The sequence below is a fragment of the Duganella sp. GW821-FHT07G03 genome (assembly GCF_059418605.1).
This window is the reverse complement of sequence record NZ_JBWKQE010000039.1, coordinates 17,231-28,171: the sequence shown is the minus strand read 5'-3', so window position 1 is coordinate 28,171 and position 10,941 is coordinate 17,231. Positions and strand designations below refer to the sequence as shown.

The window sequence follows — 10,941 nt, the reverse complement described above, 5'->3', positions numbered from 1 at the left end:
ACCCTCCGACGTTAAAAATTCGAAGTGTCCACGCTTTCAGTCATCGATGCCAGATGGGGCGGCTGCACGCTTACACTACAGCGCGCTAACACTTACTAAAAATACCGTACTGAATGCTAAATGCCGCTAAATTTTTTAGCCTATATTCGTTAGAGGAGATTCGTGGTTTTTAGTTCCGAAAATATCGCGGACTCGCACGAAATATCGATGGTTAGCATTGGGTAGTAGTAGTTATCGTGTTTTAGTAAAAGCCGAAAAAACAGGACCCGCCCTGCGCGTGTCAATGGCGCGGGAAAAAAGTCATCCCGGTAATCCGCGATGAACCCAAAATAAGACGTTACGCCCGGCGCGTAGTTGAGTTACCATTCCGGCAACTCAACTACGCGCCGGCGCCCTGCATGACCTTCCCCCCCAAATGTAGTCTCGCCCTCCTGCCGCTGGCGTTCGCGGCGTCGGCCGCCAGCGCCGATACCGACTGGAGCGCGGTCGCCCAGGCCGACATGAAGTTCGCCATCGACGCCGTGCGCAGCAACCATGCCGGCGCCGTCAGCGGTCAGATCGACGTCACCGCGCCGCTGGAGGCCGGCAGCCGCGCCGGCATGATCGAAGCCGCCAACGCCAGAACCGAACAAGACTACCGCCGCGCGCTGGTGCGCTTCGTCAACGGCTTCGGCGATCCGCACACCGGCATCCAGATGCGCCTGCCGACGCGCGCGTGGACCGGCGTGGTGCTCGACCATAGCGACGGCGGCTACCGCGTCATCTGGTCCGAGCCGAACTGGCCAAACCCGCTGCCGCCGCGCGGCGTCACCGTGCAAAGCTGCGACGGCGTCTGGATCGGCACCTACCTGAAAAGCAATGTCGCCCCGTTCAGCAACCAGAGCCTCGAATATGCGACCACGCCAAGCGAGCTGGCCCGCCAGTCCATGTTCGACATCGGGCTGGGCTGGACGCCGCAACGCTGCACCTTCCAGCTGACCGGCGGCGCCGTGCGCGAATTCGCGCTGCCGCTGCGCGCCATCGAGGACGGCATCGGCAAGGCCCGCCTGAGCGAGGTGCAGCAGCGCTACACCGCCCAGGCGCGCGCGGTCGGTCTGACGCCGCTGGCGGCGGACATGCAATGGGTGGCCATGCCGAACTTCAACGGCGGCATCTCCGCCGACGCCTACGGAAAACTCTACCAGCAGCTGGCCGCGCTCAAGCACACTGGATGGGTCGTGTTCGACCTGCGCGGCAACGGCGGCGGCGATTCCAGCTGGGGCAACCGCGCGCTGCAGGCGCTGTACGGCCAGGCTTATGGCGAACAACTGGGCCGCACCTCGTCCCACACCAAATCCCAGATTGCCTCGCCGGCGGCGATCGCGCTATTCGAGCGCTACGCCAGCCTGCCGCAGTTCGCCGCCGCCAAGCCCATGTTCGACGACTCCATCGCCAAGATGAAGGCGGCGCTGGAACGCGGCGAGCCGCTGGCGCGCGTAGAAGAAATGTCGATGAAACAGGCCGGTGCGCTGGCGGCGGCGGTGCGCACGCGCCCGTCGGGTCCGCGCATCGCCGCCGTGATCGACCGTGGCTGCTTCAGCTCCTGCATGAATTTCCTGCAGCAGATCAGCGCCATCGCCGACACCGTGGTGCTGGGCGAGCCGACCATCGGCTATTCGCCTTACGGCGAGATCGGCCCGTACAAGCTCCCCAGCGGCAATGGCGTTCTCGCCTTGCCGTCGGCCATCTACGCCGGCGCGCAGGCCACGCGCGAGCCGTTCGTGCCGTCCCTGCGCTACGGCGGCGACATGGCCGACGAGGCCGCCCTGAAGGTGTGGGTGAGGGCGACGCTGGCGGCCATCAAGCCGGCGGCCCGCTAGCCGCGCCGCCGGGCCCGGGCGCTTATTTGCAGCTTACTTGCGCTTGATCTTGGGGAAGCGCAGCTTGTAGTGCAAGCCCATGCCCGGCGCGCTGACCACCTTGATGGTGCCGCCCAGCGCGCCGGTCACCAGGTTGTACAGGATGTGCGCGCCCAGGCCGCTGCCGCCCGAGCCGCGCTTGGTGGTGAAGAAGGGGTCGAACAGCTGCGCCAGGGTGCTGCTGTCCATGCCGGCGCCGTCGTCGCTGAACTCGAAGTCGACGAACTCGCCGTCGACCTTGCCGCTGATCTTGATCTTGCCGGACTGCCCGTCCTCGAAGCCGTGCACCAGCGAGTTGACCACCATATTGGTGACGATCTGCGACACCGCGCCGGGGAAGCTGGCCATGTTGATGTGATCGTCGCAATCGATCTCGACGGCGATCGGCTTGCCCTTCAGCTTGGGCTGCAGCGACAGCAGCACCTCGTCCAGGTATTTGCGCAGGTTGAAGCTGCGGATATCGTCGGACGACTGGTCCACCGCCACCTGCTTGAAGCTGCGCACCAGCGCCGCCGCCCGCTGGGTGTTGGTGGTCATGATGCGCAGCGATTGCGAGATGATGTCGAAGAACTGGTTCAGGCCGTCTTCGTCCAGGGTGCCGGCCGCCATGTCCTCGCGCGTCAGCTTGAGCTCTTCCACCAGGTGGCTGGTGGCCGTCACGCAGATGCCCAGCGGCGTGTTGATCTCGTGCGCCACGCCGGCCACCAGCCGGCCCAGCGAGGCCAGCTTCTCCTGCCGCACCAGTTCGCCCTGCGCATCCTTGAGCGAGGTCAGCGCGTTCTCCAGCGCCGCGTTCTGTTCCTCCAGCGCCTCCTTGGCGCGGCGGATCTCGCGGTCGGCCTGCATGCGCGCGATCGCCACCGCCACGTGGCTGGCCATGAAGGCCAGGATGTCGAGGTCGGCCTGGGTGTAGACCACCGAGTCGTCGTAGCTCTGCACGATGATCACGCCGTAGGCCACGTCGCCCAGCAGCATCGGCGCGCCCATCCAGCTGGCGATGTCGACATTGCCCAGCGGGTGATCCATCTCGCCGCTGGCCACCAGCGAGTGGAAGCCGGCGCGGTCGAGCAGCATGGCCTGCTTGCGCTGCAGGATGTACGAGGACATGCCGACGCCGTAGTCGAAGCGCTTGACCGGCGCCTGCTGGTCCTTCTCGTCGACGAAATACGGAATGCTGATTTCCTTGGTGTCCGGGTGGTACAGCGCCATCAGGAAATTCTGCGCCGGCACCAGCTCGCTGATGATCTGGTGCAGCCGCATGTTGAGGCGGCTGCCGCCGGTGGCCGTGGCCGACAGGTTGGCCAGCTCGTACAGCGCGCGCTGGATGTTCTCGGCGCGGCGCCGCTCGGCCACCTCGTGCGCCAGCAAGGCGGTGCGCTCCTGCACCGCGCGTTCCAGCCGGTCCATGCTCTGCAAGCCTTGCAGCGCGCTCGACACGTGGTTGGCGATCAGCGCGAACAGCGCCTGGTCTTCCTCGCTGAACGTGTGTTGCTCGTCGTAGCTCTGGATCACGATGGCGCCCAGCGACTGGTGGTTCTGGTCCAGCAGCGGACAGCCCATCCAGTGCTCGGCGATGGTGCCGATGCCGAAGCCGGCGTTCGCTTGGCGCCGCGACTGGTGCTCGGCCGCCGTCATCACCATGCGCGCGCGGGTGGTGATCACGGTCGCCGTCGGCGACTCGCCCTCGACCAGCTCGAACAGCGCGTCGCGGCTGGGCGGATCGTCCACCTCGTCGACGAAATACACGAAGCGCACCTGGTTGACCGGACCGTCGCGGTCGCTCAAGGCCACGAAGAAATTGGCGGCATACATGATGCGCCCCAGCGCCGCATGCACGGCCTGCAGGAACTCGCTGATATCGGTGCAGCTGCTCGACTTCTGCCCGATTTCCAGCAGCATGGTTTGCACGGCTTCGAGGCGGGTGAGACGACTTTCCATCGATTTTCCTAGTGTGAGGTAATGCGCATAGGAAATACTAGCAGGTCCGGCCCGCCCCGGCCACAGAAACAAAAACAGCCAGGCCGTCGCAGACGGCCTGGCTGTTCACAAGTGCGACGGCAGCTTAAGCCTGCGCGCCCTGCTTGCGCTGGCGGCGGCTCACCATGGCGCCGATCAGGCCCAGGCCGCCCAGCAGCATGGCGTAGGTTTCCGGTTCCGGCACGGCCGTCACGGTCACGCCGGACGAATACGAACCGGCCGACTTGGACATCGCGCTGCCGCTCACCAGCAGGTAGTAGCTGCCGGCGCCCAGGACGGCCGAATCGAGCTGCCACTGATCGGTGGCGCCGGTCGACAGCTGGGTGCCGCCCAGCAGCAGGCCGCCGGCGTTGTACAGCGCCAGGCCGCTGATGTCGAGGCCGTTCTTCGCCTGCGCCGTGTGCGAGTAGACGTCGGCCGAAATGGTCGCCGCGCCGCCCAGGGTGAAGCTGTATTTGTCGGCGAAGGTATTGCCTTCGTTGTTGCCGGCGACTAAGTGACCGACGTAGGCCGCACCGGCGCTCAGATCGAGCACGGTGGCGGGATTGCTGATATCGGCCGCCAGCACGCCTTGCGACATGATGGCGGCGCCGGCCATTACGATGGCGCCCGTCAGGGCTTTGACTTTAATCATTTCTAACTCCTAAAAAATGGGAGTCCAAAATGTAGCAGCCACATCATTTCCAACCGGCCCCGCACGATAGAATGTTACATCCTCTTACACGTTTATTTAACGAAATCTTAATTCCAGTAAATAACAGATGGCGCAGGTAACTATGGCTTACGATAGCCACTGTCCATCCAGGCCGACGCGCTGGCCACGCTCAGCTTGAAGGTCGGCGCCACCCGCACCCGCGCCAGCTCTTCGCCATACGGGTCGAAGGCGCTCAGCGTGGCATAGGGGTCGTCCTCGTCGGGCACGATGTCGAGGCAGACCTTGACCTGGCCGTCCTCGCCATTGACGAAGACGTTCTTGTGCAGCTGGGCGTGCAGCTGCTGCTCGTGGCGGCGGATCACCTCGTTGGCGGTCTTGACCAGGGTGTTGAAGGCGTTGACGTCCAGCGGCTTGGGGTTCTTCTTGTCGCGGCCCATGGTCCACGGCCCCACCAGCGCCGGCTCCGGCTCGCCATCCTTGATCATCGCCACCGCCCAGCCCTCGTCGTCATCGTTCTTGATGACGCGCGCGGTCCAGCCATTCCCCTGCCATACGCGCGCCTCCTGGATCGGGGCGTCGTCGTCCTGCTGCGGTTCGGTATCGGGGTAGTCTGCGCTCATGCTGTCGGCTCGTGGTGAAAGTGGGATGGGGGTGAAATGATAAGCGGCCAGCCCCGTAACAACAATAGAAAATCGCAGATCCAGCGCAAACCGGCCGGCGCCGGCCCGGCGCGCCCGGCTGTTTGTTTTTCGCACCAAATTGTTAGATATCGCCGCGGCAGATTTAACTTACCGAGCAGCAACTTGCTAGTCACTGAAGGGCTGGGGGAGGGTATAGGGGCCGTGGCCGGCGCGCCGATGTCACAAACCGACGCCGCGATTAACACAAACCGAGTAGACGCTCTAAAGTTGAACGGGCATTGTCAGGGGAATATTACTATTATCAATCTTGAATCATCAGTTTCCAGTAGTTAATAAACGATCAAGCCCGCTGCAATCGTTCAGCGGGCTCATATAAGGAACGTCACATGTCTCCGTCCAACACCTTGCTGGCCCTCAGCCTGGCCGGCGCCGCCCTCAGCGCCAGCGCCGCCGTGTCCTATACCGCCACCGCCGGCCTCACCTCCGGCGTCGGCGGCGTCACCACCAACACCTTCGACAACGGCCTGCTGCCGGTCGGCTTCGCCACCTACGACCAAGCCGGCGCGCTGATCCCGGCGCCGGGCAATTCCGGCTACGCCGCCGAGCCGCCGGGCGACCTCACCAGCTTCTTCTCGGTCGGCGTGAGCAACGGCCAGCCCTCGTCGTCCAGCGTGACCTTCGGCGGCCTGGGCGTCAGCTATTTTGGTTATTACATGGGTTCGCCGGACAGCTACAACATCGTCACCATGTACAGCGGCAACACGATGGTGTTACAAATCAACGGCAGCGACATGGCGGCCGCCGCCAGCCGGCTGGCCGACGGCAACCAGCGAGTCGGCTTCTACATGAACTTCTTCACCAACGGCGGCACCGCCATCACCAAGGTCACATTCTCGGCCAACCAGAACGCCTTCGAATCGGACAACCACTCCTACATCTCGGCCGTCCCGGAACCGGAAACCTTCGCGATGCTGCTGACCGGTCTCGGCCTGCTGGGTCTTGCCCGCCGCCGCGGCGAGGACGACAACAACGAAAAATTCTATTGAGCCCGGCGGGCCCAGCGCCAAAGCCCGCGTCGAGCGGGCTTTTTGACGTCTGGCGATTTGGCGTTCAGTCGCCGGCGATCAGCACGAGATGCACGGCCGCGGCGGCGGCATGATGGGCGGCCGCAACGGCGTGACGCGCGGATCGATGGCCGGATCCGGCATGTGGTAACTGAACGGCGTAATGATGATGGGCGGTATCGTCGGCGGCGCCGATGGCGGGCCTTTCGGTCCCCCGCCGGAAAGCTGCTGGGCGCTACGTTGGCGCCGAGTCCGCTTGTACATCGAGGATATCGATTGACCCTCGCTCAATTCTAGCCAAGCCATGTTCTAGCCCTCCCTGCAATAGGTAGATTATCAGTATAGGCAGGCATAACTTTAAATCAAGGAACTTTCCCCGCTCATCGCGCCGGACCGGCATTCCATCCCGCCAATTTGCCGCTCTGTCGCAATCCGCTGGCCGTTGCCGGGCGCGCTGGCTAAAGTTCAACCATGCCAAACGGCACAAGCAGTACGGAACAACCCAACCACCGAGGTCAGCCATGAAAATCACCGCTAAAAAACTGGTATTCGCCGCCTTTATCGTCCTGCTGGCCGCCTGCGCATGGCAGTCGGTCTTCGGTGACGGCATGTACGTCAACCTCGACGGCGACGAGATCGACGGCCCCATCGGCTTCCTGCTCGGCACCCTGTTCGCCGGCGGCGGCCTGCTGATCGCCACCGTGGCCATCACCTGCGCGGCCGTGTTCGTCGGCGTGCTGTTCGCCGGCCTCGGCATCCTGATGATCAGCGGCATGGTGCTGCTGGCGGTGGTGGTGGCGGCGGCGGTCTCGCCCCTGTTGCTGCCGCTGCTGATCCCGGTCGGCATCTACCTGATCTTGCGCTCGCGCTCGCGCAAACAGCAGCAGCGCGCCATGCTGGAACACGCAGTCTAAGCCGTACTCACCGTTTCAATCGGAAGCGGCCGGGACCTGAACTCCCGGCCGATCCGCCTCCGCCCTCATCCCCTCATCCGCCAGCGCCACCCGGTTACGCCCGCCGCGCTTGGCGCAGTACAAGGCCTGGTCGGCGCGCCGCAAGGCCACGTCGCCGCCACTGTCGGCCCCGCTCAGCGCGGCGATGCCGATACTCACCGTCACCGTCACCGCCACCGTCAAGCCCAGCCCGTCGTCGATCGGCATGGCCGCCTGCGCCACCCGCAGGCGCAGGCGCTCGGCGTACACCGCCGCCGCCTCCGGCCCGGTGCCCGGCAGCAGCACCGCGAATTCCTCGCCGCCGATGCGGCCCAACAGGTCGACCTTGCGCTGGCCGTCGCGCAGCAGCGCGCCCAGCCGGCGCAGCACGGCGTCGCCGGCCGCGTGGCCGTGCTCGTCGTTGATGTGCTTGAAATGGTCGGCATCGAGCAGCAGCACGGCGGCGCAGGCGCCGATCTCGCGCCGCAGGCGGGCGTGCTCGTCCTCCAGGCGGCGCATGAACTCGCGCCGGTTCGGCAGCCCGGTGAGGAAGTCGGTGGTGGCCAGCACGCGCAGCTCGTCGTCCATGCGGCGCCGCTCGGTCACGTCCAGGGTCGAGACGATGACGAAATCGAGGCTGTGCGCATGGCCCGGCATCACCAGCAGGGTCAGCTCGTTGAGCCGGGCCGTGCCGTCGAGCCGGGTGTAGCTGCCCTCGCAGGCGAAGAAATGCTGGCCCTGGGCCAGCGCGGTCAGCGCCAGCGCGAAGCTGGGCATGGCGGCCAGGTCGAAGTTCTGCTCCAGGCTCAGCTGCGAGAGCTCCTTGCGCCCCGGCGCCGCCCCCGCCTGCGCCAGCGCGGCGGCGTTGACGTCGACGATGCGCACCAGCCCCGCCAGGCGGCGCAGCTGGCTGGCGTTGGCCTGCAGGTAGCGGCCCAGGTCGTCGACCCCGGACAATTCCAGCTCGGCCAGCGCGGCGTGCACGCCCGACCAGTCCTGCTCCCACAGCGCCACCGGCGCGTGGTCGTACAGGCTGCGGAAGCGGGCCTCGCCGGCGCGCAGCGCCACCGCCGCCTGGGCCTGCTCGATGGCGATGCCGGCCAGCCGCGCGGCCTGCTCGATCTGCGCGATGTTGGCCAGGCTGGGCAGGCGGGCGTCGCGGTGGTAGATGGCGAAGGTGCCCAGCACATTGCCGCCGGCGCCGTAGATCGGATCGGACCAGCACGAGCCCAGCCGCGCCTGCAAGGCCAGGTCGCGGTACTCCAGCCAGGCCGGCGCCTTGCCGATATCCTCGACGATCACCCGGCTGCGCGTCAGCACCGCCTGGGCGCAGGCGCCCGGCGCGCCGTGGATCGAGCGCCCGTGCACGGCGGCGTTGAAGAAGGCCGGCAGGCTGGGCGCGGCGCCCACCAGCAGGTGCTCGCCGCTTTCGTCGAGCAGCAGGATGCTGCACAACATTTCCTCGTTGCCCGCCTCGACGCCCTGCACCACGCTCTCGAGGATGGATTGCAGCGGCGCGCCGGTGGCCAGCAACTCCAGCACGTGGCGCCGGGTCTGCTCGCGCTGCTCGCCCTGGGTGCGCTCGGTGATGTCGCGGAACGACCATAGCCGCGCCGGCTCGCTGCCCAGCTGCATGCCGCGCGTGTGCTGCTCGATCACGCGGCCGTCCTTCAGGTGCAGCAGCTCCAGCTGGCTGTCCCGTTGCAGCCCCGGCAGCGCCAGCTGCTGCGGCCCCGGCTCCAGCAGCAGCGCCTGGCCGGGATGGAGCATCTGCTGCGCCATGTGCGCCATCAGCGCGGCGCCGTCGGCCTGCCAGTCCAGGTGCTCGGGCAGGTTCCACAGTTCGCGGAAACGGCGGTTGGCGTTGAGCACGCCGCCCTTGAGGTTGTCGACCAGGATGCCGTCGATGGTGGAATCGAGGATGCTGCGCAACATGGCCTGGCTGCGCTGCGCGCCCTCGGCCAGCACCAGCAGCGCGGCCTGGCCCTCGCGCAGCTCGCCGCTGAGGCGCTCGGCGCGCGCCTGGGCGGCGCGCGCGCGCACGCGGCCGCGCGCCAGCAGCCAGGTCAGCCCGGCCAGCAGCGCGCTCAGCAATACGCCGCCGACGGCGACCTGCTGCGCCTTGTCGCGCTCCGGCGCCGCGCTGGCCCGCGCGGCGATGTCGAGCGTCCAGCGGTGGCCGCCGATGCTGAGCCGCTGCAGGCTGTTGCGCCGGCCGGCGCCGGCGCCCGGATGGCTGTCGTACATCAACGCGGCCGGCGCGAGGGCGTCGCCGTCGTAGATACGCACGTCCAGCGCGCCGGCGCGCGGCCCGCCCAACCCCGCCATCAGCTCGCCGACGCGGAACGGCGCGTACACCCAGCCCTCGATGGCGGCGCGCCGCAGCGCCACCGTGGCGGCCGGCAGCCAGCGGCGAAACACCGGCAGCACCAACAGAAAGCCCGATTGGGCCGGTTCGACCTCCTCCTGCACCAGCCGGATCTTGCCGCTGACGGCGGGCAGGCCGGAGTCGCGCGCCTGCTCCAGCGCGCCGCGCCGCACCGGCTCGGACGCGACGTCGTAGCCGAAGGCGCGCCGGTTGTCGTCATCGAACGGTTCGAGGTAGACCACCGGCGCGTACCAGGCGCGCGCGCCGTCCGGCCGCAGGCGGTAGTCGGGATGGCCGCCCAGCCGGATCGCGCGCGTGTGGGCCGCGCGCTGCGCCGGCGTCACCAGCGCGATGTAGCCGACGCCGTGGATGCCGGGAAAATGCAGGTTGAGGTTTTGCCCGGCCAGATAGGTGCGGAACTCGTCGCGGTCGACCACGGCGGAGCTGGCGAACAGGCCCTGCACGCCGTACAGCACCTGCACATAGGTCTGCATGCGCCGGTCGAGGTTGTTGACCAGTTCGCGCACGCGGCTGTCGAAGTCCGCCTGCGCCTGCTGGTCGGCGTGCTGGCGCGCGCCCAGCCACAGCACGCCGGTCGCGCCCAGGCAACCGGCCAGCACCAGCAACGGCAGCACGCCCGGCGAGAGCATGTCCTGCACCAGCCGGCGCAGCCGTGCCTGGGCGGCGGCAGACATCTACCCTTCGGCGCCCGCGAACTGCCGGTAGCCGCGCGCGCGCAGGGCGCACGCCGGGCAGCTGCCGCAGCCATAACCCCAGTCGTGCAGCGCGCCGCGCTCGCCCAGGTAGCAGGTGTGGGTGCCGTCGCGGATCAGGTCGACCAGCGCCTGGCCGCCCAGCTCCTGCGCCAGCTCCCAGGTCTGGCGCTTGTCGCGCCACATCAGCGGGGTCTCCAGCTTCAGGCGGGTGGCCATGCCCAGGTTGAGCGCGACCTGCAGCGCCTTCATGGTGTCGTCGCGGCAGTCCGGGTAGCCGGAGAAGTCGGTCTCGCACATGCCGCCCACCAGCACCGTCAGGCCGCGCCGGTAGGCCACGGTGGCGGCCACCGTCATGAACAGCAGGTTGCGGCCGGGGACGAAGGTGTTCGGCAGGCCGTTGGCCTGGGTTTCGATGGCGATATCGTGCGTCATCGCGGTCTGCGAAATCTCGGAGATCAGCGACAGGTCGATCATGTGGTCCTCGCCCAGCTTGGCGTTCCACTCGGGCCATTGGGCGCGCAGGCGTTCGATCACGGTCGGGCGCACGGTCAGCTCGACGGCGTGGCGCTGGCCGTAGTCGAAGCCGATGGTTTCCACGCGCGCGTAGTGCTTCAGCGCCCAGGCCAGGCAGGTGGTGGAGTCCTGGCCTCCGCTAAACAGGACCAGGGCGGTATCGGTAGGCAGCATTAC

The 10,941-nt window shown here is 67.1% G+C and carries 9 protein-coding genes; 3 read left to right on the top strand and 6 right to left on the bottom strand.

The features are described 5' to 3' along the window. Positions 1-398 precede the first annotated feature (398 nt). Positions 399-1,859, top strand: a complete 1,461-nt coding sequence (locus AC07OK_RS29885) for a S41 family peptidase (protein WP_494693681.1) — start codon at positions 399-401, stop codon at positions 1,857-1,859. 33 nt (positions 1,860-1,892) lie between these two features. Here AC07OK_RS29885 and AC07OK_RS29880 read toward each other — a convergent pair whose 3' ends face one another. The 3 genes from AC07OK_RS29880 to AC07OK_RS29870 all read right to left on the bottom strand — a co-directional run bounded on the left by AC07OK_RS29880 (position 1,893) and on the right by AC07OK_RS29870 (position 5,150). Next, positions 1,893-3,836, bottom strand: coding sequence for a GAF domain-containing sensor histidine kinase (locus AC07OK_RS29880; protein WP_494693680.1), 1,944 nt, complete (start codon positions 3,834-3,836; stop codon positions 1,893-1,895). A 124-nt stretch (positions 3,837-3,960) separates the two neighbouring features. Then, positions 3,961-4,509 (bottom strand): FxDxF family PEP-CTERM protein, encoded by a 549-nt coding sequence (locus AC07OK_RS29875; RefSeq protein ID WP_494693679.1) that lies wholly within the window; start codon positions 4,507-4,509, stop codon positions 3,961-3,963. A gap of 140 nt (positions 4,510-4,649) precedes the next feature. Beyond that, positions 4,650-5,150: a hypothetical protein gene (locus AC07OK_RS29870; RefSeq protein WP_494693678.1), complete on the bottom strand. Its 501-nt coding sequence runs from the start codon at positions 5,148-5,150 to the stop codon at positions 4,650-4,652. A 407-nt stretch (positions 5,151-5,557) separates the two neighbouring features. Between AC07OK_RS29870 and AC07OK_RS29865 the strand changes: the two genes are divergently transcribed. Beyond that, positions 5,558-6,217, top strand: coding sequence for an Npun_F0296 family exosortase-dependent surface protein (locus AC07OK_RS29865; RefSeq protein WP_494693677.1), 660 nt, complete (start codon positions 5,558-5,560; stop codon positions 6,215-6,217). Between the two features lie 78 nt (positions 6,218-6,295). Here the strand turns inward: AC07OK_RS29865 and AC07OK_RS29860 are convergent, their stop codons facing one another. Then, positions 6,296-6,499, bottom strand: coding sequence for a hypothetical protein (locus tag AC07OK_RS29860; RefSeq protein WP_494693676.1), 204 nt, complete (start codon positions 6,497-6,499; stop codon positions 6,296-6,298). 257 nt (positions 6,500-6,756) lie between these two features. Here AC07OK_RS29860 and AC07OK_RS29855 point away from each other — a divergent pair, with 257 nt between their 5' ends. Then, a complete protein-coding gene (locus tag AC07OK_RS29855; protein WP_494693675.1) occupies positions 6,757-7,149 on the top strand; it encodes a hypothetical protein in 393 nt (130 codons plus the stop codon). A 15-nt stretch (positions 7,150-7,164) separates the two neighbouring features. Here the strand turns inward: AC07OK_RS29855 and AC07OK_RS29850 are convergent, their stop codons facing one another. Both AC07OK_RS29850 and queC read right to left on the bottom strand, forming a co-directional pair. After that, a complete protein-coding gene (locus AC07OK_RS29850) occupies positions 7,165-10,230 on the bottom strand; it encodes a sensor domain-containing diguanylate cyclase (protein ID WP_494693674.1) in 3,066 nt (1,021 codons plus the stop codon). Continuing rightward, positions 10,231-10,938: a 7-cyano-7-deazaguanine synthase QueC gene (gene queC, locus AC07OK_RS29845; RefSeq protein WP_494693673.1), complete on the bottom strand. Its 708-nt coding sequence runs from the start codon at positions 10,936-10,938 to the stop codon at positions 10,231-10,233. Positions 10,939-10,941: the final 3 nt, after the last annotated feature.